Annotated in this window: 25 protein-coding genes, 1 pseudogene and 1 riboswitch; of the genes and pseudogenes, 12 read left to right on the top strand and 14 right to left on the bottom strand. The window is 47.3% G+C overall.

Annotated elements, in window-relative coordinates:
• Positions 1-80 precede the first annotated feature (80 nt).
• The 11 genes from ACP7FG_RS00855 (at position 81) to thiH (ending at position 10,285) form a co-directional block, all read left to right on the top strand.
• The gene (locus tag ACP7FG_RS00855; protein WP_439225238.1) at positions 81-875 is read left to right on the top strand and encodes a hypothetical protein; all 795 of its coding nucleotides are present in this window, start codon (positions 81-83) and stop codon (positions 873-875) included.
• A 135-nt stretch (positions 876-1,010) separates the two neighbouring features.
• Positions 1,011-1,403 carry a c-type cytochrome gene (locus ACP7FG_RS00850; protein ID WP_439225237.1) on the top strand — a complete coding sequence of 131 codons (393 nt, stop codon included), beginning with the start codon at positions 1,011-1,013 and terminating at the stop codon, positions 1,401-1,403.
• 33 nt (positions 1,404-1,436) lie between these two features.
• A complete protein-coding gene (locus ACP7FG_RS00845; RefSeq protein ID WP_439225236.1) occupies positions 1,437-2,594 on the top strand; it encodes a multicopper oxidase domain-containing protein in 1,158 nt (385 codons plus the stop codon).
• Positions 2,595-2,605: 11 nt separating this feature from the next.
• The gene (locus ACP7FG_RS00840; RefSeq protein ID WP_439225235.1) at positions 2,606-3,358 is read left to right on the top strand and encodes a formylglycine-generating enzyme family protein; all 753 of its coding nucleotides are present in this window, start codon (positions 2,606-2,608) and stop codon (positions 3,356-3,358) included.
• Positions 3,351-3,977: an SCO family protein gene (locus ACP7FG_RS00835; protein WP_439225234.1), complete on the top strand. Its 627-nt coding sequence runs from the start codon at positions 3,351-3,353 to the stop codon at positions 3,975-3,977. Before ACP7FG_RS00840 ends, ACP7FG_RS00835 begins: the two co-directional genes overlap by 8 nt.
• Before the next feature lie 43 nt (positions 3,978-4,020).
• Positions 4,021-4,139, top strand: a riboswitch (TPP riboswitch).
• Positions 4,140-4,222: 83 nt separating this feature from the next.
• On the top strand, positions 4,223-5,926 hold the full coding sequence (gene thiC / locus ACP7FG_RS00830; RefSeq protein WP_439225233.1) for a phosphomethylpyrimidine synthase ThiC: 1,704 nt from the start codon (positions 4,223-4,225) through the stop codon (positions 5,924-5,926).
• Complete coding sequence (gene thiE, locus ACP7FG_RS00825; protein ID WP_439225232.1) at positions 5,926-7,440, top strand: thiamine phosphate synthase; 1,515 nt, start codon at positions 5,926-5,928, stop codon at positions 7,438-7,440. Before thiC ends, thiE begins: the two co-directional genes overlap by 1 nt.
• The gene (locus tag ACP7FG_RS00820; protein ID WP_222235428.1) at positions 7,430-8,188 is read left to right on the top strand and encodes a HesA/MoeB/ThiF family protein; all 759 of its coding nucleotides are present in this window, start codon (positions 7,430-7,432) and stop codon (positions 8,186-8,188) included. Before thiE ends, ACP7FG_RS00820 begins: the two co-directional genes overlap by 11 nt.
• The gene (gene thiS / locus ACP7FG_RS00815) at positions 8,172-8,372 is read left to right on the top strand and encodes a sulfur carrier protein ThiS (protein WP_278358732.1); all 201 of its coding nucleotides are present in this window, start codon (positions 8,172-8,174) and stop codon (positions 8,370-8,372) included. Before ACP7FG_RS00820 ends, thiS begins: the two co-directional genes overlap by 17 nt.
• A 3-nt stretch (positions 8,373-8,375) precedes the next feature.
• Positions 8,376-9,146: a thiazole synthase gene (locus tag ACP7FG_RS00810; RefSeq protein WP_439225231.1), complete on the top strand. Its 771-nt coding sequence runs from the start codon at positions 8,376-8,378 to the stop codon at positions 9,144-9,146.
• Complete coding sequence (thiH, locus tag ACP7FG_RS00805) at positions 9,143-10,285, top strand: 2-iminoacetate synthase ThiH (protein ID WP_439225230.1); 1,143 nt, start codon at positions 9,143-9,145, stop codon at positions 10,283-10,285. Before ACP7FG_RS00810 ends, thiH begins: the two co-directional genes overlap by 4 nt.
• On the opposite strand, the gene ACP7FG_RS00800 is transcribed toward thiH, so the two are convergent.
• Genes ACP7FG_RS00800 through ACP7FG_RS00790 form a run of 3 tightly spaced genes read right to left on the bottom strand, consistent with a single transcriptional unit; the run spans position 10,236 to position 13,836 of the window.
• Positions 10,236-10,913 carry a hypothetical protein gene (locus ACP7FG_RS00800; RefSeq protein WP_439225229.1) on the bottom strand — a complete coding sequence of 226 codons (678 nt, stop codon included), beginning with the start codon at positions 10,911-10,913 and terminating at the stop codon, positions 10,236-10,238. The genes thiH and ACP7FG_RS00800 overlap by 50 nt on opposite strands.
• Positions 10,867-12,159 (bottom strand): phosphopyruvate hydratase, encoded by a 1,293-nt coding sequence (gene eno / locus ACP7FG_RS00795; protein ID WP_439225228.1) that lies wholly within the window; start codon positions 12,157-12,159, stop codon positions 10,867-10,869. The genes ACP7FG_RS00800 and eno overlap by 47 nt, the downstream gene beginning before the upstream one ends.
• Before the next feature lie 39 nt (positions 12,160-12,198).
• Complete coding sequence (locus ACP7FG_RS00790; RefSeq protein ID WP_199494951.1) at positions 12,199-13,836, bottom strand: CTP synthase; 1,638 nt, start codon at positions 13,834-13,836, stop codon at positions 12,199-12,201.
• Between the two features lie 159 nt (positions 13,837-13,995).
• Here ACP7FG_RS00790 and ACP7FG_RS00785 point away from each other — a divergent pair, with 159 nt between their 5' ends.
• Positions 13,996-14,631 carry a cation diffusion facilitator family transporter gene (locus tag ACP7FG_RS00785; RefSeq protein ID WP_224797327.1) on the top strand — a complete coding sequence of 212 codons (636 nt, stop codon included), beginning with the start codon at positions 13,996-13,998 and terminating at the stop codon, positions 14,629-14,631.
• Positions 14,632-14,653: 22 nt separating this feature from the next.
• Here the strand turns inward: ACP7FG_RS00785 and ACP7FG_RS00780 are convergent, their stop codons facing one another.
• The 11 genes and pseudogenes from ACP7FG_RS00780 to relA all read right to left on the bottom strand — a co-directional run bounded on the left by ACP7FG_RS00780 (position 14,654) and on the right by relA (position 22,122).
• On the bottom strand, positions 14,654-14,980 hold the full coding sequence (locus ACP7FG_RS00780) for a MazG nucleotide pyrophosphohydrolase domain-containing protein (RefSeq protein WP_224797326.1): 327 nt from the start codon (positions 14,978-14,980) through the stop codon (positions 14,654-14,656).
• Positions 14,980-15,213, bottom strand: coding sequence for a hypothetical protein (locus ACP7FG_RS00775; protein WP_199494953.1), 234 nt, complete (start codon positions 15,211-15,213; stop codon positions 14,980-14,982). The genes ACP7FG_RS00780 and ACP7FG_RS00775 overlap by 1 nt, the downstream gene beginning before the upstream one ends.
• Before the next feature lie 317 nt (positions 15,214-15,530).
• On the bottom strand, positions 15,531-15,974 hold the full coding sequence (locus ACP7FG_RS00770) for an energy transducer TonB (RefSeq protein ID WP_439225227.1): 444 nt from the start codon (positions 15,972-15,974) through the stop codon (positions 15,531-15,533).
• 143 nt (positions 15,975-16,117) lie between these two features.
• Complete coding sequence (locus ACP7FG_RS00765; protein WP_439225448.1) at positions 16,118-16,699, bottom strand: DUF2238 domain-containing protein; 582 nt, start codon at positions 16,697-16,699, stop codon at positions 16,118-16,120.
• A 9-nt stretch (positions 16,700-16,708) separates the two neighbouring features.
• The gene (locus tag ACP7FG_RS00760; RefSeq protein WP_416510751.1) at positions 16,709-16,939 is read right to left on the bottom strand and encodes a hypothetical protein; all 231 of its coding nucleotides are present in this window, start codon (positions 16,937-16,939) and stop codon (positions 16,709-16,711) included.
• Positions 16,940-17,027: 88 nt separating this feature from the next.
• A complete protein-coding gene (locus ACP7FG_RS00755; protein ID WP_439225226.1) occupies positions 17,028-17,252 on the bottom strand; it encodes a hypothetical protein in 225 nt (74 codons plus the stop codon).
• 13 nt (positions 17,253-17,265) lie between these two features.
• Positions 17,266-17,733, bottom strand: a complete 468-nt coding sequence (locus ACP7FG_RS00750; protein WP_439225225.1) for an energy transducer TonB — start codon at positions 17,731-17,733, stop codon at positions 17,266-17,268.
• A 194-nt stretch (positions 17,734-17,927) separates the two neighbouring features.
• A complete protein-coding gene (locus ACP7FG_RS00745) occupies positions 17,928-18,824 on the bottom strand; it encodes a hypothetical protein (RefSeq protein ID WP_439225224.1) in 897 nt (298 codons plus the stop codon).
• A 126-nt stretch (positions 18,825-18,950) separates the two neighbouring features.
• A pseudogene (locus ACP7FG_RS00740) lies at positions 18,951-19,085 on the bottom strand (delta-class carbonic anhydrase); the annotation flags it as partial.
• A 32-nt stretch (positions 19,086-19,117) separates the two neighbouring features.
• On the bottom strand, positions 19,118-19,882 hold the full coding sequence (gene mazG, locus ACP7FG_RS00735; protein ID WP_439225447.1) for a nucleoside triphosphate pyrophosphohydrolase: 765 nt from the start codon (positions 19,880-19,882) through the stop codon (positions 19,118-19,120).
• 50 nt (positions 19,883-19,932) lie between these two features.
• Entirely contained in the window at positions 19,933-22,122 is a 2,190-nt protein-coding gene (relA, locus tag ACP7FG_RS00730; protein ID WP_222235445.1) for a GTP diphosphokinase, read from the bottom strand.
• Positions 22,123-22,125 lie beyond the last annotated feature (3 nt).

The following is a 22,125-nucleotide window of genomic DNA, read 5'->3' as shown; positions in this document are numbered from 1 at the left end:
ATTTCCAACTTGCGAATAGTTATCATTTCTGCAAATATACAGAAGTTCACTCTTTTAAAAAAGCTTACTAAGGTTTATCTATGTTTGAAAAGAAAAAAGTCTGGTTAGGTGTTGGTAGTGTTCTTGCCACCACCGTAGCCGCGTCACAAGTATCAGCCACGGCGCTCACGCAACCCAGTGCGGCACCGACAATGTTTATGGCTGCCCCTATGGCAGAAGGCGAAATGGCGGCCCCAGAAATAGATCTAAACACTAATGACACCGCTTTTCTGGCGCAACTCGGTTTTATTCGTGGTCACTTGTGGGTGGGCATGAAACTTTATGAGCAAGGCCACATTGAAATGGCCAAGACTCATATGAAGCACCCCGGCGACGAACTTTACAGTGGCCTGACTGAAGCCTTTGAAGCCCGCGGTTTACCGGGTTTCGCTGAATCTTTAAATACGTTGGCAGAAAGCGTGATTAATGACCAGAGTAAAGACGTTGTTATGAATAATTACAACGAACTCCGGGATGCTATCAGCGCTAATGAGCCCATTGATAATATGTCGGCTAAAGATGTGATACTAAGCATTTCATCAATGTTAATGGTTGCCGCCGACGAGTACGCCATCGGCATCCAAAATGGCGAAGTTGCAAACGTACACGAATATCAGGATGCCATGGGCTTTAAAGAGATTGCGTTGGATCGTTTGAATCGCATTAACGATGCAGAAGCTCATAAAGCCCAGGATGCAATCAATGAAACTCGTCAAGTTATTAATAATCTGAATAACCTCTGGCCGACTACCACTCCGGAAGGCAAAGTTGATGGCGAACCCAGTAAAATTTATGGGGCTGCGTCTCGTATTGAATTAGAAGCACGCAGTATTTAGTACCCCTTTCCTGGTTTTTGACCTACTCCCATTATACCCATAGGAGTAGGTCTTTCTTACCTCTTCATATCACTAGCTAAAACCCGCCACAGCGCTATTCTAGGGACATCTTAAGTCAGTCACTAAGGTGTCATTATGAGCATTCATTCTTTCGTTAAAGTATCACTCATTGCAGTGTCACTTGCCGGTCTATTTATAAGCCAGCCAGTCAACGCCAGCGACGGCGAGAACGTCTATAAAAAATATTGCCAAGCCTGCCATCAGCCAAACGGTAAAGGTATGCAGGGCGTTTTTCCCCCGTTAGCTAACAATTCAAATCTTAAAGACAAACCAGCTTATATCGCTGAAACCATCATTAAAGGTAAGTCAGGTCCTATCACTGTCAACGGAACCAACTACAACGGCTCAATGCCGCCCATGGGTTACCTAAAAGACGCAGATATTGCTGCGTTAGTTAATTACATCAACACAGAACTGGTGCAAGGCAGCGAAGAAACAACTGCCGATGCGGTTAGCAGTTTACGTTAAATTTATTTATTAGTTGTTAAAGGAAATATCACTATGAAAACTCTAAGCTTATCCATTATCAGTGCGTCTCTGCTAGCCGCTATGGCTTCTGTATCAACTCCTGCCACTGCTGCCGATATGAAACTTAAGCACGACAGCGAGTATGTTATTGACGGTAAAATCTATGGCTTACCAGAAGCTAAAGTCTATCGCGAAGAATACAACGGTCCGGCGGTTGTTGGTGACTACCTGACTTCAGTCCCCCATTTAGCGGAACTGGATTATGAGGGTAACAAAACTCACGACGTACGCATGGACGTTTTTTCTCAGAAAATTGAGGTTGCCCCTGGCGTCAGCTATTCAGCCTGGACATTCGGTGGCTCAGTACCAGGTCCTGTATTGCACGTACGTGAAGGCGATCGCGTCATTTTTAAAATGAAAAATCGGTCTGATGAAGAAGTAACTATTACAAAACCGGTCAAAAATGGTTCACCATTTTTCCAGCAAGTACAAGCGAACAATTATCAGAATAGTCAGCCAGTGATTAATCCTATGCCACACTCTATGGATTTCCATAGCGGAACAGTAGCGGCGGAAGACAAGTGGCGTACCATTTCTCCGGGTGAAACTATTGAGTTTGAATGGATAGCCAACTACGCCGGTACTTACATGTACCACTGTGGTACTTCCAGTGTGCTTATGCACACAGCTATGGGCCAGTACGGTGCGGTTGTTGTATCGCCCAAAGACGGTTACCCAACTGATAAAGACGTTGATCACGAGTACGTTTTGGTTCAGTCCGAGCACTATTTGGAAGAAGCGGCTGAAGGTAATTATATTTACAACCACGGCGCAGCGCTCGATCGTCAACCAAGCCACGTTACCTTTAATGGCCATGTTGCAGCTCTTAGCGACAACCCATTACGTGCAAACGAAGGTGACCGGGTACGCCTACATGTATTAAACGCAGGCCCGTCCGGCACTTCAAGCTTCCACGTTATTGGAGCCATCTTTGACCGCGTCTGGTACGAAGGCGACCCGCGTAACGAGTGGTACGGTATGCAAACCGTCCTGTTAGGTGCAAGTAACAGTGCAACCATCGACTTTATTGTTCCGGAAGAAGGAATTTACAAACTGGTCGATCACGAATTTGCTGATGCAGAACGTGGTGCAGCTGGTGCGTTAATTGCTGGCCCTCGTAAAGAGAAATAAGGGGAAAGGTTATGGTTAAGTGGCTTGGAGTTGCAGGTGTTTTGTTTTCACCGTTAGTGCTCGCGGACCCAGTCCTGATTAACGGTGGTCCTTTCGAACCTCCGGTATTACTGGACAAAGAGCGCCTCAGCATTGAAATGGAGAGTTTTATGCTGGATGCAACTCCGGTCACTAACCAAGCTTACCTGGAATTTGTACATGAGAACCCTCGTTGGCAGCGAGATAACATCGCTGCCCTGTTCCACGATGGAAACTATCTGAAACACTGGAGTGGGAACACCGCTATTGCAGAGGATAGAGAAAACGAACCTGTGACTTATGTTTCCTGGTTTGCCGCACGAGAATACTGCGCCGCTCAAGGTGGTCGGTTGCCCAGTCTTAATGAGTGGGAATATGCTTCTGTGCAATATCGGCAACAGCAAAACATTAGTGACAATGACTACGCACGCAAACTGTTTGCCTGGTATAGCCAGCCACACACGAGTAAACAACAAACTGTTGATCCAAACGCAGACCAACTGATGCATATGCACGACCGCGTCAACGAATGGGTGAACGACTATCAATTATTATTAAGTAACGGCGATGATGTCGATTTGCTCTCCGGTTCTTGTGGCGACGGAGCGCGCTTTATGTCCAGTTTCACCAACGCCAATTACGCCACATTTTTCCGTTATCAGTCGCGCAGTGATTACGCTCCTCAAAGTGCAACCAGCACTATGGGATTCCGCTGCGCATACGACCTGGAGAACGACCATGAATAAATTCTTTCAACTTACTGCTCTGGCTTCATTGGTGTTCTCTGCGCAGTTAATGGCGCAAGATCATTCACACCACAATAAGCACGGTGACCATAGCAATCACACAACAATGAATGCGGCAGAAGTGTCTCACTCCCAGTCGGTATACCAAATTGATGCGTCCTGGAAGACACATCAAAAAAATGAGTTAAAACTGTCTGAGCTTGAGGGAACACCGGTAATTATTTCGATGATTTACGGCAGTTGCACCACCGCCTGCCCGGTGTTGGTTCATGACGTAAAACGCTTATACACCAAGCTGGACGAAGATACCCAAAAGCACGTTAAGCTTGTTATGGTGAGCTTCGACACTAATCGCGATACACCCGAGGCACTAGCCGACTACGTTAAGCAATATAAGCTTAACAACGACAACTGGCTGTTTCTGAACGGTTCAGAGCAGGACATCAGAACACTTGCTACAGTACTTGGAGTGAGATATCGCCAACGTCCCGACGGTGATTTTGATCACAGCAATTTGATCACCATTCTCGATAAGCAAGGGGTTATTGCTGAGCGTATAGAGGGCTTAAGCCAGCCGATGGATAAGCCTGCAAAAGTTGTCACTAAACTGGTTAGATAATAACGGCGGTTGCATTCGCTCTAAGATTTTGTTCCACTAAAAAAGAATCTTGTCGGAGTGCCGGTTACTTTATTGAGTAAGTAGTCGGCTGAGACCGCAATTGCGGGATCCGTTGAACCTGATCAGGCTAATACCTGCGAAGGGAACAAGAGAGCACCAGCATGACACAACCGTCGTTTCTGCGCTGGTGTTCCTTTCAACACTCCTGACAAGCATCTCTAACATCAACAAAATGAGAGAATGCTATGTCAACTGCACCATCGAATAACCGTTTAAACCGCCAACAGGCTGAATCTTTTTTATCCTCACTTTCCGGGCATTATTACCCTAATTCCAGCCGTGAATTTCTGTCCGGCACTAACGATATCCAGGTGCCCTTTCGCCGCATTCATCTAAGCGAAACTTTGCACCAGCCCACGCCTGGCGTTAAGTTACCACCTAACGAACCGGTGGATGTGTATGATACCTCCAGTGTCTACGGCGACCCGGACGCTAAAATTGACGTTAAAGCGGGTTTGAAAAAGGTTCGTGAAAACTGGATTCAGCAACGCCACAGCGAAAACAAACAAAACAACCACGGTATTACTCAACTGGCCTACGCCCGGCGCGGCATCGTTACGCCGGAGATGGAGTTTATTGCACTGCGGGAGAATATGGGTAGAGAGCACCTTGAAAACCCCATAACGCCCGAGTTTGTTCGCGATGAAGTCGCCAGCGGACGTGCGATTATACCCGTTAATACCCATCATCCCGAATCAGAGCCAATGATTATTGGACGCAACTTTTTGGTTAAAGTGAACGCCAACATTGGTAACTCCTCGGTCAGTTCATCGATTGAAGAAGAAGTTGAAAAGCTGGTATGGGCGACTCGCTGGGGCGCTGATACCGTAATGGACTTATCTACCGGCCGTAATATTCACCAAACCCGTGAGTGGATCTTACGCAACAGTCCTGTTCCTATTGGTACGGTGCCTATCTACCAGGCATTAGAGCGCGTCAATGGCATTGCAGAAGATCTGAGCTGGCCAGTATTTAAAGACGTACTGCTGGAACAGGCTGAGCAAGGGGTCGACTACTTTACGATTCACGCCGGTGTACTACACGACTTCATTAAACTGACTGCAAAACGAGTTACCGGCATAGTCTCCCGTGGCGGTTCAATTATGGCGAAATGGTGCATGGCGCATCAGCAAGAGAGCTTTCTTTATCAACACTTCCGGGATATCTGCAAAATTTGTGCGAAATATGATGTGTCGCTGTCTTTAGGTGACGGCCTGCGCCCCGGTTCCATAGCCGACGCTAACGACGAAGCTCAATTTGCTGAACTGAGAGTACTCGGCGAGTTGACTCAAATTGCCTGGGAATACGATGTGCAGGTGATGATAGAAGGCCCAGGCCATGTGCCCATGCATAAAATTCAGGAAAATATGGATGAGCAGTTAAAGCATTGTCATGGCGCGCCGTTCTATACCTTAGGGCCGCTAACCACGGATATAGCACCCGGTTACGACCATATTACTTCAGGTATTGGTGCTGCCATGATCGGCGCGTTTGGCTGTGCCATGCTCTGCTACGTAACACCGAAAGAACACTTAGGCCTGCCTAATAAAGAAGATGTTAAACAAGGGATGATCGCCTACAAAATAGCGGCTCATGCGGCCGATTTAGCCAAAGGACACCCAGGCGCTCAGGCGCGGGATGACGCTATGTCAAAAGCCCGCTTTGAATTCCGCTGGGAGGATCAATTTAACCTGGCGTTGGACCCGGTTACCGCTCGCAGCTATCACGATGAAACACTGCCGCAGGATTCGAACAAAACCGCGCAGTTTTGCTCCATGTGCGGTCCTAAGTTCTGCTCCATGAAAATTTCGCACGAGGTGCGTCAGTATAATCCTGACACCCGTATTGATGTAAAAGTAAAAGATGCGGCGACCGAAGGAGCAGAATAATGTCGGTACCTGTCGTATGGACCGTCGCGGGTTCTGACAGCGGCGGTGGCGCAGGCATTCAGGCGGACTTGAACACCTTCCGAAGCCTGAACGTGCATGGCTGCAGTGTCATAACCACAGTGACCGCTCAGAATTCGGTTGAAACCACCGGGTTATTCCCTTTAGCTGCTGACGCCATTCGTCAGCAGCTGGAATGCCTGCAACAGGACATGCCCCCTGCTGCGATAAAAGTGGGGTTGCTTAGTAATGTGCAACAGCTTCAGTGTGTGGCTGACTTTTTAAAGCAATGGCCTGATACCATACCTAAACCTTGTATAGTCTGGGATCCGGTGGTTGTCAGCACTCAGCAGGATAGGCTGTCAGAGCTGCTCCCGGAACACTGTACGGAGTTGCTCCCACTGGTTGATATTATGACACCGAATTTGGATGAGCTCAGTTGGTTGAGCGGCGTAGAAGTTATTGATGAAAACTCAATGTGTCGCGCCGCCGAAAAACTCTTTCATGCGGGACTAACTCAGATCCTTATCACTGGTACTGAGTTTGGTCACTCCGATGAAATCTCTGACTATTACCTTAGCGCCGATGAGCATATTCAGTACATTCAGCAAAAGCTGGAAACAAAGCACAGCCACGGAACAGGTTGTACCTTGTCTTCTGCCATTGCCGCGGCACTAGCACATGACTATCCACTTGAGGATGCCATTACGGTAGCTAATGCCTATCTGCATCAGGGCCTGATTGAGGCGAAAGGTATAGGCCGCGGACCAGGCCCTGTTGCTCATACACACTGGCCACAGAAAATTAAACATTTTCCAAGGATTAAAACGCCGGAGTTGCCCTGCGTTGACCTCCAGTTTCCCAGGCTGGACAAGGAACCCGGACTGTATCCGGTAGTAGATTCTTATGAGTGGATAGAAAAGCTCTTAAAACTGGGCATTAGAACGCTTCAGCTGCGTATTAAAGACCCAGATGCTCCTCAGTTGGAAGCCGCTATTAAAAAAAGCATTCAGCTGGCGGAGCAATATTCAGCTCAGTTGTTTATTAATGACCACTGGCAACTCGCTATTAAGCACAGCGCTTATGGCGTGCATTTAGGTCAGGAAGACTTAACGGAAGCTAACCTTCACGCTATTCAGCAAGCAGGGTTGCGACTGGGCATTTCCACTCACAGCTACACCGAGTTATTAATTGCTCAAGCGTACACGCCCTCTTACATCGCTCTGGGTCATATCTTTCCAACTCAGACCAAGGCTATGCCGTCTAAACCCCAAGGTCTGGAGCGACTGCGCCTCTATGTCGCGTTATTAGCGCCAACGAACATACCGGCAGTCGCTATTGGTGGCATTTCTTTAGATCGCGTAGCTGCCGTAAAAGCTACCGGAATTAACGGCATAGCGGTTGTTAGCGCGATTACTGCTGCGAACGACGTCGAGCAGGCTGTCCATCAGTTACTGACTGCGATGGACGCTGAAGCCGAAATTAAGGAAGAGAACGAGGCTGCCCATGCTGAGTAACGAACAACTTCTGCGCTACAGCAGTAACATACTGATGAAAGAAATAGGCGAAGTTGGACAACAGCGTTTGCTCAAAAGGCATGTGCTGATTATTGGATTGGGTGGTCTTGGTTGTCCTGCCAGCCAATATCTGGCGTCATCGGGCGTTGGGCAAATCACACTGGTCGATCATGACACCGTCAGCCTCAGCAACTTACAGCGGCAAACACTCTATTCCAGCGATGATATTGGCTTGTCCAAGGCGCGGCAAGCTGGTCATTCTTTGTCGCGGTTAAACCCGGACATTCGTATCACCGCTATTGAAGAAAAGGCCTATGAAGAAAACCTGGACGCGCTCGCCGAACAAGCCGATTTAGTCCTCGACTGCACCGACAATCGTGAGACCCGGTACCTGATCAACCAAAGCTGCTACCGCGTGAATACGCCGCTCATTTCTGCCGCGGCGCGCGGCTTTAACGGGCAACTTATTGCGCTTAACCCAGAGAATTCCCACGGCTGTTATCAGTGCCTTTATCCCGACGCTGTTACTGAGCCACTGAACTGCAGTAACGCGGGTATAGCCGCTCCTGTTGTGGGCATTATGGGATCCAGTCAGGCGCTACAGGCAATTAATTATTTTACCGGACATAAGCTTGCCTGGGGTTACCTGCACACCTTCAATGGATTATCGCAAAACTGGCAACAACTCTATTTACCGCGGGCCGCTTCATGCCCTGTATGCGGAGGTCAAAATGCGCATTCAAATTAATGACAAACATCTTGAGATCACTGAAAAAAGCAATTTATCGCAGCTATTGTCTGCTCAGAACGTAGATACCTCGGCCGTTGCCGTCGCTTTAAACGGACAGATTATACACCGGGAAAAATGGCAACAGACCGAGCTTAAAGACAACGATACCATTACACTTGTTCAGGCCGTGGCCGGAGGTTAAACCATGCTGAGAATAGCCGATCGCGATTTTCATTCCCGATTACTCATAGGCTCCGGCAAATACAGCAGTGCGGACGTTATGCAGAAGTCCCTTGCTGCTTCCGGTAGCGAATTAGTAACGCTGGCGTTAAAGCGCGTTGAACTTGAACGCCCCACTGACGACATCGTCACACCCATTAAAAATTTGGGTTTACAGCTACTACCAAATACCTCCGGCGCAAAATCCGCACAGGACGCTATTTTTGCTGCACGCCTTGCTCGTGAAGCTTTAGGCACCCATTGGCTTAAACTGGAAATACACCCCGACCCTAACTACTTGCTGCCAGACCCCATAGAAACCCTAAAAGCCGCTGAAGCTTTGGTAAAAGAAGGCTTTACCGTACTGCCCTACTGCGGTGCTGATCCGGTCTTGTGTAAACGCTTAGAAGAAGTTGGCTGCGCGGCGGTTATGCCGTTAGGCGCCCCCATAGGTTCAAACCAGGGCCTGCTTACTCGAGACTTCCTACGAATTATTATCGAGCAGGCATCGGTGCCGGTCATTGTCGATGCGGGCATTGGCGCACCCAGCCACGCCGTTGAAGCCATGGAAATGGGCGCAGACGCTGTGCTGGTGAATACCGCGATAGCCACGGCGAATAACCCTGTCGCTATGTCAAAAGCCTTTCGCGACGCGGTTATTGTTGGACGTCAGGCCTTTGAAGCAGGCTTAAGTCAAAACGCTTCGCTAAAAGCGTCCGCATCCAGTCCGTTAACGGAGTTTCTGGAGTCATTATGAGCTTTTACACTGTTTGGGAGCAAACCAGCTGGGATGATACCCGCCTGCAGCTTTACAGTAAAAACGCGGCTGACGTTGAAACCGCCTTAAGCAAAAAACATCTGAATACGGACGACTTCATGGTCTTACTGTCGCCGGCGGCGGAGCCTTATCTGCCCCTTATGGCCGAACGCTCACAGCAACTGACCCGGCAGCGTTTTGGTAATACCCTGCACCTGTTCATTCCGCTGTATTTATCGAACCTCTGTGCTAACGACTGCAGCTACTGCGGCTTTTCCATGAGTAATCGCTTAAAGCGTAAGACCCTGTCGCCAGCTGAAATCGAGCAGGAATGTCAGGCCATAAAAGCCAAAGGTTTTGACACCCTGCTGATAGTGACTGGCGAGCATGAAGCCAAGGTAGGTATTGATTACTTTCGTCAGGCGCTCCCCATTATCAAACGCTATTTCAGCTATGTCATGTTTGAAGTGCAGCCATTGGCTACCCATGAATACGCTGAATTACGCACGCTGGGTCTGGATGCGGTTATGGTGTATCAGGAAACTTACCAGGCAGCTACGTATGCTAAGCATCACTTAAAAGGCAAGAAACGCGACTTCCGTTGGCGGCTTGAAACACCTGACCGCCTGGGCGAATGCGGTATCGATAAAATTGGCCTCGGCTCGCTGATTGGACTGGAGGACTGGCGTATCGACAGCACCTTTACCGCCATGCACCTGGATTATCTACGGAGACGCTACTGGCGCAGTCGTTATTCATTGTCATTTCCCCGGCTACGTCCCTGTGCCGGAGGTGTCGATAACGCAAAGACAATTTCTGATAAACAACTGGTTCAGTTAATTTGCACCTATCGATTGCGGTTCCCCGATGTAGAGCTCAGCCTTTCCACCCGCGAACAACAAGCGCTTCGTGATGGGTTGTTTCGGCTAGGTGTGACCTCGGTCAGTGCGGAATCAAAAACGCAGCCCGGCGGTTACGCCAACGAGCAACAAGAGCTGGAACAGTTTTCGATAGATGACGACAGGCCAGTAAGTGAGGTGGCACAGGCAATTAGAGCGAAAGGATTACAACCGGTATGGCAAGACTGGCTTAACGAGCTATCCGCAATGCCACCTGAAACTTTTTCCAGTCCAGGGTAGCCACTAATAACAGCTCACGCAGCGTTAAGGTGCGTGGATTAATGCGCCCTTTATGATTCCACTGATGTCCACAGCTGGCTGCGGTCATAATGCGTTTATTAGGCTTGAGTAAGGTATCCTGAGTGTGCTCACCCTGCCCGGAAAAATCAAACCAGCCACGGTAGTTAAGGTGCAGGCGCTTTTTATCAGGATCCACTCGGTCGATACTGTCCAGCATTATGGTCGTGAATTCAGGGGTTTGATAGCGAACCGGAACCACCAGGCCCAAAGCGGCATGCTTAGCAAACCATTGGCTTTGCCCTTCGGCAGATATACCGGCTGAAGGAACTTTTGTCGGCTGAGGGGCTTGCCAGCTGGCGTTCTGAACATCCAGCTTTAACGGCGAATGTCTTACCGCATTAAGACAACCATGCGCGGCATGACGAATATAGTGCGGAAGGCTGGCTAAACGACGTTGCAAAGCCGCAACAGGCATATCATTAACCTGCGCAAGTTGCGGTAATTCGCGTTCATACAGCGCTGAGCACAGCTCGGCAAAATCGCCCTGCTGTGCCAGCGGCTGAAATATGTCCGCCTGTTGACTAGCCAGCGTTGACTTCCTGTCGTCCGCGGTAAGGCGCTTGGCCATTCAGATCGCCCTCTATACGCAATAATTGGTTGTACTTAGCAACCCGGTCAGAGCGACACAGTGAACCGGTTTTAATCTGACCCGCTGCGGTGCCTACTGCTAAATCGGCAATGGTGGCGTCTTCGGTTTCACCCGAACGGTGAGAAATAACCGCCGAATACCCCGCTTCACGCGCCATTGCTATAGCTGCTAAGGTTTCTGTCAGGCTACCAATCTGATTAAATTTAATCAAAATTGAATTGGCAATCGACTTATCGATACCTTCTTTCAGAATACGCGTATTGGTCACAAACAGGTCATCACCGACCAACTGTACTTTGCTGCCCAGTTTTTCGGTTAAGACTTTCCAGCCGTCCCAGTCACTTTCATCCAGGCCGTCTTCAATAGAAATAATTGGGTAACGGTCGCAAAGCTCTGCCAGATAGTCTGCAAACTCTTCCGCAGTAAAGGACTTGCCTTCACCGGACAATTCGTATTTACCATCACGGAAGAATTCAGAGGCCGCGCAATCCAAAGCCAGGGTAATGTCGCTGCCCATTTTATAGCCCGCTTTTTCAACCGCTTCGACAATAACCTGCAAGGCTTCTTCGTTAGACGATAAATTAGGCGCAAAGCCGCCCTCGTCACCAACTGCTGTGCTTAAACCGCGCTTCTGCAGAACCTTTTTCAGAGCATGGAACACTTCAGCGCCCATACGCAGGCCTTCCTTGAAGCTTTCAGCGCCAACCGGCTGGATCATGAACTCCTGAATATCCACGTTATTATCCGCATGTTCACCGCCGTTTAAGATGTTCATCATTGGCAATGGCATGCTGTATTTACCGCTGGTGTTGTTCAGGTTAGCAATGTGTTCGTAAAGCTCGATACCTTTGCTCAAAGCCGCTGCTTTAGCCACCGCCAGAGAAACAGCCAGAATGGCGTTAGCACCCAGCTTTTCTTTGTTATCAGTACCATCGAGCTTTAGCATAATGTTGTCGACAGCGTCCTGGTTAGTCGCATCAATACCGCTTAATGCTTCAGCAATAGCACCATTAATGTTAGCAACCGCCGTTTCAACACCTTTGCCCAGGTAACGCGACTTGTCACCGTCACGCAGCTCCAGAGCTTCACGTGACCCGGTTGAAGCGCCACTTGGTGCCGCTGCACGGCCCATATGGCCCGACTCTAAATAAACGTCAGCTTCAACGGTTGGGTTACCGCGGGAATCCATGATTTCGCGACCAATAACTTTAACAATATTACTCATGCTTTAATCCTGTTTAATGCTTAATCATTAGCCGGGTTATTAACCCAAACGCTCTTTATGAAATTCGCCTGCAGCTTCTATAAAGCCTTTAAATAACGGGTGCCCGTCACGCGGCGTTGAAGTGAACTCCGGATGGAACTGTACCGCAACAAACCAACGGTGTTTCGGGTTTTCCAGAATCTCAACTAACTGCTTGTCATGCGAGTAACCCGTGATTTTTAAGCCTGCTTTTTCCAGCGGTTCAATGTAATGGTTGTTCACTTCGTAGCGATGGCGGTGACGCTCTTCAATGGTTTCTTTGCCATACATTTTAAGCGCTTTAGAACCTTTTTCTAAATGACATTCCTGTGAACCAAGACGCATCGTGCCGCCTAAGTCAGAATGCTTGTCGCGCAGTTCTTTCTGACCACTGGCGTCCATCCATTCAGTGATAAGACCAACTACCGGGTCACTGCAATTTTCATCAAACTCAGTGCTGTTAGCGCCGGTTAAACCAGCAACATTACGGGCAAATTCAATCATTGCCACTTGCATGCCTAAGCAAATGCCTAAGTAAGGAATGTTATTCTCGCGCGCGTATTTCGCCGCAATAAGCTTGCCCTCTATGCCACGATCACCAAAACCGCCTGGCACCAAAATAGCGTCCACATCTTCAAGCTTAGACGTACCTTTGGTTTCTAAGTCTTGAGAATCGATGTAACGAATGTTTACCGTTAAACGGTTTTTAAGGCCGGCATGAGCCAAGGCTTCGTTCACCGACTTATAGGCATCCGGCAGTTCAACGTACTTACCGACAAAACCGACGGTCACTTCACCATTCGGATTCGACTCTTGATACAGAACCTCTTCCCATTCATGCAAGTCGGCTTCGGGGCAATCTAAATTAAAGCGCTTGGTGACTATGTCATCCAAACTCTGGGCCTTTAACATAGAAGGAATTTTGTAAATGCTGTCTACGTCGCGCAAGCCAATAACCGCTCGCTCTTCTACATTGGTAAACAAAGCGATTTTCGAACGCTCTGTTGCCGGTAAGGAGCGATCCGAACGACACACCAATACATCTGGCTGAATACCAATAGAACGCAGTTCTTTCACAGAGTGCTGAGTCGGCTTGGTTTTCACCTCACCTGCAGCGCCTAAGAATGGCACCAGAGTCAGGTGCATAAATAAGGTGTGATCACGACCTATTTCCGTGCCCAACTGGCGAATAGCTTCAAGGAAAGGTTGTGACTCTATGTCACCTACCGTGCCGCCAATTTCAATAATGGCAATATCAAAGCCTTTACTGCCTTCAATAACACGACGTTTAATTTCGTTAGTGATGTGAGGAATGACCTGGATGGTCGCTCCTAAAAATTCACCTTTACGCTCACGGCGGATAATGTCTTCATAGACACGGCCGGTGGTAAAGTTGTTGCTGCTGGTCATACGGGTGCGAATGAAACGCTCGTAGTGTCCCAGGTCAAGATCGGTCTCAGCCCCGTCTACAGTGACAAAAACTTCACCGTGCTGAGTTGGGCTCATGGTACCCGGATCTACGTTAATGTAGGGGTCCAGCTTCATGATGGTAACGTTGAGGCCCCGTGCTTCTAGAATTGCCGCCAGAGAGGCTGCAGCAATGCCTTTACCCAGCGAGGATACAACTCCGCCGGTTACGAAAATATAGTTTGTCGCCATGTGATACCTAGTTGGTCAGGTCAAATTTGGGATTGCATTCAGACGGGAAAGTAGTATACCGAAAGACCGCCCCAACAACAAATAAAAAGCACGCCGCCTAGTCTTTTGCAAAGCACTTTTGTTAGTATAGCGCCAGCCAAACCCATCTGGAGTTACCTTATGTCATCCTGCTGTGGCACCACCGCACAAGAACACATCGATAAAGCACAAAGACGATTGTTATGGACTGTACTGGTTCTTAACGGCGTTATGTTTTTCGTTGAATTTATTGCTGGTTGGTTAGCACAGTCCAGTGGCCTTATTGCTGACTCACTGGATATGTTGGCCGATACATTGGTTTATGCGGTCAGTTTATACGCGGTTGGCAAAGCCATTAAATACAAAGCCAATGCAGCAATTTTTAACGGTACACTACAAACCGTCCTAGCGCTGGTGGTTTTGGCAGATGTGTTGCAACGTTTAATTTTTGGCAGCCAACCCAATGCAAACATGATGTTATGGGTGGCAGGCTTAGCGCTGGTGGTTAACGTGCTTTGCTTTGCGCTTTTATACAGTTCCAGAAACGGTGATATTAATATCCGCGCCAGCTGGATATGTTCTCGCAATGACATGCTCATGAACACGGGTGTAATTGCTTCTGCTCTGCTGGTTGCTCAGCTAGACATGGCATGGCCAGATTTACTGATAGCCACAGTAATTGCTTTAATTGTGCTGCGCTCTGCAATACGCATTATTCGCGATGCTCGAGCAGTAAAAGCCGGTGATAAAACCGATATTTCGGGATGTTGTGGTTAATCTTCACGTTAAAACTTAAAGCTCATCGACTTTTTGTCCAGGTTCGTTGCTTATTCTTCGCTTCTTTCGCTAGAAAAGCTTTTTCAAGATCTACGTTGTAACGGTTAGCAATAGCGCATAAATAAATAAAAACATCTGCCAGTTCATCATTGACCTCACCGATCTCAGATTGGTGATCTATCGCTAGCCCTTCAACTTTTCTAACAGCATTAAATAACTCACCCACTTCCTCTCCGAGTAGCAAGCACTTGTCTTTAACGGTTTGTTCAGAAAAACCCCGTTCCGCTTCAAGCTCAGTAACATATTCCTGAAAATCGGCTAAAGTAGGCTGACTTTTTAAAGTCGGCATTATTTCTTGCGCTCTCTAGCTTCCTTTTCTTTTTTGCAGTTAATTTGGTCTTCAGGATGACCATAACTGCACTCTTCTTTCATTTCACCTAGAATAAGTGCCGCTCCTGTATAGATAGCCGCCGTAGAAGGTTTATCGGAAGAATCGGTAGGATGAGTCAAATAGTAAAGCATGTCCGAACTTGTGCATCCCGATAAAAGTAAAGCGCCGAGAAGTAATAAAATTTTATTCATATAAAAACCTTTTATTCTGAGACCCGAACGTCATTTTTAATCACTAATGCCGCTACATAGATTAACGCTAAGGGTGGAATGAAAGCTAAAATAAAACCGATTAAGGTTGCCAGCTTAGGTGTTTGTGTTTTCCTTTTCCCAAGGTAGTAGCTTAAAATGACTATTATTGGGATAAAGATTAAAATTACTTGACCTAACAGTGTTGCATTAAAGTTCAAAACTTAATTCCTTATGTCGTTAAACGATTGATTCGTTCTTAGCCCACTTATAGCCTTCAAACAGGCTCCATTGGAAAAACTTCTTACACGCTAATCTTCTTACCTTTTAGATGAGCAATTCTCAATATATTCATGGTCATCCGGGGTTTCTTTCATCGCAAAGTTTAACTGAACGGTCTTTAATATCGGTGTACGCCCCGAATTTTTTTCAGTTGCTTCCCACCTCCATTTTTGAAGTGCCGCAACTGCGTAGTCATCAAATACACCCTTTGGATAAGATGAGCGAACTTCATACCCTTTAGCGCGTCCATCTGAACCAATACCTACAGCAACATTGACGCAACCGGACACATCATTCCGCGCGGCTGAAGCCGGGTATTGAGGAGGGATATGTTTGCTGATAGTCCAGTAGTCATCAGCAAGTTCCGAGTGCTCCGCAGCTGACAGATCCAGGAACTTTGTCTCTGTCTTATCGCTCTGGGTATTTGAGCTACAAGAAATAACGAATAACGTGCTCGCAAAAATAATACTTACTTTTTTCAACGCCCTGTCCTTAAGCCTAAATAGCCTTCCAATGCAAAATTGAAACATTATTTATACAGAAATATATACCTAATTAAAAGATCAGTTCATGATCTCTAAAGAGATTTCGCTAGAAAAACATCACGAATACTTCACATGAAACCTTATTTACTTTTAAGTTGCTTATCATGACTCTTGGACAAGATAAACAACGAGAGAATGGCACCAATCAGAGCAAAGCCCATGTCAGATTGAGTATCCCAAGCGTAACCCTGAGTACCAAGAAAAGCTTCAGCATCCTCACCGGTTGCAAGGGCAAGCCACCATTCCAGTAACTCGTAAAAGGCGCTAAAGGCCAGGCATATTGAAACAATAATAATGTTGCGCCATACAGCACCATTCACAATGTTTTTTCGAATTAATATTTCTCTTGCCAACAGCGCAGGCACAAAGCCCTGAAAGAAGTGACCTAACTTGTCATAGTTATTTCGCTCTGCGCCGAATAGCCCCTCGAAGAAAGGTACTTCCGCGTATGTGTAGTGTCCGCCCACCATTAAAACCACACAATGCGCCAGAATGAATGCGTATAGCAAAGGCGTTAAACGAAATGAATTATAGGTGAGAGCCAACAGCACAGCCCCAATTACCGCCGGAGCTACTTCAAGCAACCAGGTAAATGGGTCTTTAGGGTTAATACCCGACCAGACTAAAACTATGGTAAAAATCACTATCCAGAGGTATTTAATGGGAGTCTCCTAGTGTTCTTTCTTGACTACCTTAAAAATTGATTGATAGAGGAACGAAGCAATCACAGCAATGGCTACAAATACGCCCATATCTATCGCAAAGTTTGCAATATCAAATCCGTCACTTATTGGGTTATATTCAAAACCAAACTGATTCAGCAATATAGGGGCTCCAATAGCGGCAATAATGCAGGGAATAAGGAGCGAACCAAAAGGCATTTGATAAGATGAATCACTCACAACTTTTCTCCGAATGTCGTTAGCACGTTTTTCACTAGCTAATATGTCTAAATCTGACGTATTCCATGCAACGCATTACAACACTTCCCTAATAACTCTCTGTTTCAAGCACTTTTCGTTTTCGGTAAAGCATAATCAGAAGCCTCCAAACCCAATAACCGGTGCCTAAGGCGTAAAGGATATTTTTACCAAGAAACATCCAGTCAAAGCCGGTGCTTGGCCAGTAAAAAACAATGTCAATTATTGCTCCGATGAAAACTAATAAACAAACAACTGCGACTATAAACAAAAAAGAATCTTTTAAATCCGTCATTATTTACTCCCAGTTAACGCACCTTCATCCCACGTGAATAAATAATATCTTCCCCCGGGCAGGAATACTCTGGTTCTATCGTTGAGCAAGCCTGGTTTGCTTTATCGAAACAAAAATCGAAGCGTGTTTGTGTTTTAACGGGCTCAGAAATAATGTTGTTGGAAAGGTCTTTCCATTTCCAGTTTGTAATAACGTCTTTGGCTGCCACAGAAAAATGCCTATTAGTAGATTCGACAACCGCAACGTCTTTGATTTCGTTATCCGGCGTTATAACGTATTCAACTGTGGCGCAGCCCTCTAGCGAATTAACCACCGCTTGCTCGGGATACCTTGCGGGAAACCTTTTTAGAGCAGCCCACTTAGGCTGTGCCAACTCATTATCGGTTACTGCTAAGTTAGGGTATTCAACGGTGTTTTTTGTGGATGCGCAGCCGCTGACAGCGAGGACACCAACTAGAGTAAAAATAAACTGTTTTATCATGCCACTTCCCCTGTGCTTTGTGGGTAACCTCGCTAACCGACTGTGAAACTCTAAGCGAATCGTTATAAAAACGTTAACTACGGTAATTTTTTTAGCCCAGAAAAGCAAATCAGTGGCTATGAGTTTTTGCCCGCACACAACGGCTTCAACAAACTAACGTATACGCCGAGCGTCTTTGTCCATCTCTTGTTTATTCACGGCGTTTCTGAAACCGTCCCTCTTATTACTCTTTGTTCATGACGCAATTCGGTCATACAAGTATTCAATGAGTCATATACTGCGCACAAAAGGAGTGATTTTTCATCTTCTTCTTCCAGTCCCAGTCCGGGTAAAAGAGTATTCTTACAAACTCGTCGATCTGACCGACTGGAAAAATACACCGAGAAATAAGAGTAAAGCGTATCCCTGTAGCGTTTAAATTCTTCCATATTACTTAGGCGATCAGACATCACGTCAATAATACTATTCATAGCCACAAGTTTAGGAAAATCACTAAGATTATCCTCGCCACTAGCTCTCAACTCCTCAGCCGCTATAGAGCATTTCTCTAATGTCGGTATCAGAGTGCGACTCACTTTTTTTACATTTTCTTCCAGCTTCTTGTTCGGGGACGAAGAGCCGCTATAGAGAGAAATATCGCTTGAAACGTCCTCGGAAAACTTCAGGTGTGATGCAGACCCCGCAAGAGCAATAAGCAAAATTTGCGAGTAAATTCTCTCGCTCTGCTCTTCTGTGCGTGGTCGTATCGACATTAAATAGAGTTGGTCTACCAATTCGGTCCCCGGAGGACTTTTCAGTGATTGTCCCAGCTCAATGATCTCGGTAGGAGTCATACCGTGCACAATGTCACCTACCTCTTTTACTGCAGAAGGCAAGGGTCGAAATACTTCCCCATGGGACCGGTCAATCACCATTAGATTCAACGTGTGTATCATAGCTTCGTAGTCAGCTTTGGTCGTCGTGTAAGAAAGCTCGTCCAGCGACTGTGCTAATTCTTCATGAGAAGTTGCATCCAGGGTGGCGCCCTGAGAACTCTGAGCATAAGACTGAGGTGTAAAGCCAAGAACGCCAATCAAGAGTGCTCCGAGCATAAGCTGAGAACTGCATTTTAAAGCAGCAGACATTAATTTATATGATAAAAAATTAGGCATCTTCAGTCTCCAGTTTTTCAGCTTTACACTCTATAACTTACATCCACAATCGCATCACTGCCTCTATTATTTTATTTCGGAAAGCAGCTCAGGATCCGTTACCAGGTTTCTCACCCCATGAGCATGATCTTCTTCAAAGATATTACCTTCGCACCAATCACCCACCGACTCAACATCAACTTTGGGGCGAACGTTCCAGGTGCCTGATTTGAATGTCAGGCTACGCCATGCCACTAGACCTGCTTAGCTTGCTGCCAAAGAGCTTCGAGCTGGTCGAGGTTACAGTCGGTAGCGTTTTTACCCTGCTCACCTAAGCGCTGCTCTATATTCTGAAAACGGCTTTTGAACTTTTCATTGGCGCGTTGCAGTGCGGCTTCGGGGTTTACTTGTTTGTGGCGGGCTAAATTTACAACGGCAAACAGCAGGTCACCAATTTCTTCTTCAATGTGGTCCTGGTCTGTAGCTTCTTTTACTTCCTGTATTTCTTCGTCCACTTTGGCGTAAACAGGCTCCGCCTCGGTCCAGTCAAAGCCCACTGACGCAGCACGTTTTTGCAGCTTAGCAGCTTTTAAAACGCTGGGCAGTTGACTGGGAATGTCATCAAACACGGAGCCTTTAGCGTCTTTCTTTGTACGCTCCTGCTGCTTTATTTGTTCCCACTGAGCCTTAATTTCCGCGTCAGACAGGTTCCGTTCGGAATCAGTACCAAATACATGAGGATGTCGGCTTATAAGCTTATCGGCGGTGTGTGCAGCTATGTCATCGAGCTCAAACTGCTGTTCTTCTCGCGCTAATTGGGCATAGAACACCACCTGAAAGAGCAAATCACCCAGTTCGTCCTTTATCGACTGCCAGTTTCCCGACTGAATAGCATCAACAACTTCATAGGTTTCCTCGATGGTGTAAGGAATTAACGAGATCATGTTCTGCTTTAAGTCCCATGGGCAACCGCTTTCTGGATTTCGCAGCTGTGCCATAACCTGTTGCAGCTGTTGCATTCCTTTCACTGAGCTACCCCCACTGTTTTATTGGCTGATGTTTCAAATGGCTAATGCTTTAAAGTGATTCGCTGGATTTGTTCAACACCATGCACCTGCCGCAGTCTGTCCATAATTCGACTGAGTGCGTCGCTGTCTTTTACCGTTAAGGTTAACACCACCGTAGCCGACTGTGACTGAGCATCGCTTTCGCTGTCCATTTGCGCTACCGCAGCCTTCTCATTCGACAACACGCTGGTAATGTCATGCAGCAGGCCGTTACGGTCTAATGCGGATACTCGCAAACTGGCCCGGTATTCCTGCTTGGAGTGCCCAGACCAGGACACTTCAATGCCGCGTTCAGGGTGCTGATGCAATAAATGCGTTAACTGATCACAGTCTCTATGGTGCACAGATACGCCCCGGCCCTGAGTAATAAAACCGGTAATAGGCTCACCCGGCAGGGGCTCGCAACAATTGGCAAAGTGCATCATTAAATTACCAATGCCTTCTACCGTTACATCAGACTTCGGTGTTTTCGGCGACTGCTTGGCTTTACGGCGTTTAGTTAAACGCTCAACTTTTTCTACTTCGGTTTCCTGAGGTTTCAGGAAATTCACCACCTGATGCAGGCGCACATCACCAGCACCAATGGCGGCGAGTAAGTCATCCAGTGTGGGCACATTAAATCGCCCTACCGCTTTGCTCGCGTCCTGAACATGTAATTGATGCTTCTGCAGTTCGTTTTCCAGCAGTTCTTTACCCGCCTGAAGGTTCTTTTCTCTGTCTTCTTTTTTGAAGTAGGTATGAACCTTGGCTCGCGCCCTAGAGGAATGCAAGTACCCTAGCTGTGGGTTAAGCCAGTCACGCCGTGGTTGAGCATTCTTCTGAGTTAAAATCTCAACCCTGTCACCATTCTGCAATTGATAGGTAAAAGGCACAATGCGACCGTCGATCTTCGCGCCAATACACTTGTGACCAACCTGGCTGTGAATGTAATAAGCAAAGTCCAGCGGCGTAGAGCCCATGGGTAAATCGACTACCTCGCCTTTTGGGGTAAAAACGTAAACGCGGTCTTCAAATACCTGCGAGCGAATTTCATCCACCAGAGTTTCGCTGCCAGCCATATCTTCGTGCCAGGCTAATAGCTTACGCAGCCAGGCTATTTTGTCTTCAAAGCCGTGACGTTTACCCGCCGACGCGCCTTCTTTGTACATCCAGTGCGCGGCTACGCCCAGCTCGGCGTCGTCGTGCATGTCGTGCGAACGTATCTGAATTTCAACGTTTTTGTGCTCGGGACCAATAACCACCGTATGGATAGACTGATAACCGTTTGGCTTTGGTGTTGCCACGTAGTCATCAAACTCCGACGCGATATGCCGCCAGCGCGAGTGCACCACACCCAAGGCTGCGTAACAGTCTTTCAGGTTGTGCGTCAGAATACGTACAGCGCGAATATCGAACAGCTGATCAAACTGCAGATGCTTTTTCTGCATTTTGCGCCAAATCGAGTAGATGTGCTTAGGGCGTCCGTAAACGTCTGCATCGATACCTTGCTGTCTCAGCGCGTTTTGCAGCTCAGAGACAAAATTATCAATATATTGCTCGCGGTCGGTCCGACGCTCATGCAGGCGTTTGGCAATGGTTTTATAGGTATTAGGGTGCAAATAGCGAAAGGAGATGTCTTCCAGCTCCCATTTCAGCTGGCCTATGCCTAAGCGATTGGCCAACGGCGCGTAAATTTCAGCACACTCTTTGGCGGCCAGCACCCGAGTTTCTTCATCGGCTTTTTTCACTTCACGCAGGTAGCAGATACGCTCTGCCAGTTTTATCAATACGGCACGCACGTCTTCTACCATGGACAATAGCATGCGTCGCACATTATCTATTTGGCCGCCGTCGGGCTGGCCGTGCTGAAAATGCTGTAAGTCACCGATACTCTGCATTTGTTGCACATTGCGCAACAGCACTACCAGGGTTTTAGACTGTTTACCGTTTAATTTATCTAAATCGAGTTTGCCGGCTTCTAAAAGAGGCATATACAGCGCCGCCAGCAGCGATTCGGCATCGAGCTTGAGTGGAGCCAGTATTTCAACCATTTCCTGGCCTTTTAACAGCGCTGCTTCTTCTTTCGGAAATTGCTGCTTTAACTGCTCCAGAGTGCTTTCTAATGGCTCAGGATCACTCACAGCGTTCAGCCAATGCTGTTCACTGTCTTTATACTTGGGATCATCCACGTGGGTACTGCGTACATGGACCATGAT

The sequence above is a fragment of the Idiomarina sp. ST10R2A5 genome (assembly GCF_051842325.1).
Taxonomy (GTDB): domain Bacteria; phylum Pseudomonadota; class Gammaproteobacteria; order Enterobacterales; family Alteromonadaceae; genus Idiomarina; species Idiomarina abyssalis.
This window is presented reverse-complemented; position numbering and strand designations above follow the sequence as displayed.

What these genes read in the sequence shown, in the direction of transcription:
- ACP7FG_RS00855 (WP_439225238.1), top strand. Translation starts at nt 81, where the DNA reads ATGTTTGAAAAGAAAAAAGTCTGGTTAGGTGTTGGTAGTGTTCTTGCC.
- ACP7FG_RS00850 (WP_439225237.1), top strand. Translation starts at nt 1,011, where the DNA reads ATGAGCATTCATTCTTTCGTTAAAGTATCACTCATTGCAGTGTCACTT.
- ACP7FG_RS00845 (WP_439225236.1), top strand. Translation starts at nt 1,437, where the DNA reads ATGAAAACTCTAAGCTTATCCATTATCAGTGCGTCTCTGCTAGCCGCT.
- ACP7FG_RS00840 (WP_439225235.1), top strand. Translation starts at nt 2,606, where the DNA reads ATGGTTAAGTGGCTTGGAGTTGCAGGTGTTTTGTTTTCACCGTTAGTG.
- ACP7FG_RS00835 (WP_439225234.1), top strand. Translation starts at nt 3,351, where the DNA reads ATGAATAAATTCTTTCAACTTACTGCTCTGGCTTCATTGGTGTTCTCT.
- thiC (WP_439225233.1), top strand. Translation starts at nt 4,223, where the DNA reads ATGTCAACTGCACCATCGAATAACCGTTTAAACCGCCAACAGGCTGAA.
- thiE (WP_439225232.1), top strand. Translation starts at nt 5,926, where the DNA reads ATGTCGGTACCTGTCGTATGGACCGTCGCGGGTTCTGACAGCGGCGGT.
- ACP7FG_RS00820 (WP_222235428.1), top strand. Translation starts at nt 7,430, where the DNA reads ATGCTGAGTAACGAACAACTTCTGCGCTACAGCAGTAACATACTGATG.
- thiS (WP_278358732.1), top strand. Translation starts at nt 8,172, where the DNA reads ATGCGCATTCAAATTAATGACAAACATCTTGAGATCACTGAAAAAAGC.
- ACP7FG_RS00810 (WP_439225231.1), top strand. Translation starts at nt 8,376, where the DNA reads ATGCTGAGAATAGCCGATCGCGATTTTCATTCCCGATTACTCATAGGC.
- thiH (WP_439225230.1), top strand. Translation starts at nt 9,143, where the DNA reads ATGAGCTTTTACACTGTTTGGGAGCAAACCAGCTGGGATGATACCCGC.
- ACP7FG_RS00800 (WP_439225229.1), bottom strand. Translation starts at nt 10,913, where the DNA reads ATGGCCAAGCGCCTTACCGCGGACGACAGGAAGTCAACGCTGGCTAGT.
- eno (WP_439225228.1), bottom strand. Translation starts at nt 12,159, where the DNA reads ATGAGTAATATTGTTAAAGTTATTGGTCGCGAAATCATGGATTCCCGC.
- ACP7FG_RS00790 (WP_199494951.1), bottom strand. Translation starts at nt 13,836, where the DNA reads ATGGCGACAAACTATATTTTCGTAACCGGCGGAGTTGTATCCTCGCTG.
- ACP7FG_RS00785 (WP_224797327.1), top strand. Translation starts at nt 13,996, where the DNA reads ATGTCATCCTGCTGTGGCACCACCGCACAAGAACACATCGATAAAGCA.
- ACP7FG_RS00780 (WP_224797326.1), bottom strand. Translation starts at nt 14,980, where the DNA reads ATGCCGACTTTAAAAAGTCAGCCTACTTTAGCCGATTTTCAGGAATAT.
- ACP7FG_RS00775 (WP_199494953.1), bottom strand. Translation starts at nt 15,213, where the DNA reads ATGAATAAAATTTTATTACTTCTCGGCGCTTTACTTTTATCGGGATGC.
- ACP7FG_RS00755 (WP_439225226.1), bottom strand. Translation starts at nt 17,252, where the DNA reads ATGACGGATTTAAAAGATTCTTTTTTGTTTATAGTCGCAGTTGTTTGT.
- ACP7FG_RS00750 (WP_439225225.1), bottom strand. Translation starts at nt 17,733, where the DNA reads ATGATAAAACAGTTTATTTTTACTCTAGTTGGTGTCCTCGCTGTCAGC.
- ACP7FG_RS00745 (WP_439225224.1), bottom strand. Translation starts at nt 18,824, where the DNA reads ATGCTCGGAGCACTCTTGATTGGCGTTCTTGGCTTTACACCTCAGTCT.
- mazG (WP_439225447.1), bottom strand. Translation starts at nt 19,882, where the DNA reads ATGCAACAGCTGCAACAGGTTATGGCACAGCTGCGAAATCCAGAAAGC.
- relA (WP_222235445.1), bottom strand. Translation starts at nt 22,122, where the DNA reads ATGGTCCATGTACGCAGTACCCACGTGGATGATCCCAAGTATAAAGAC.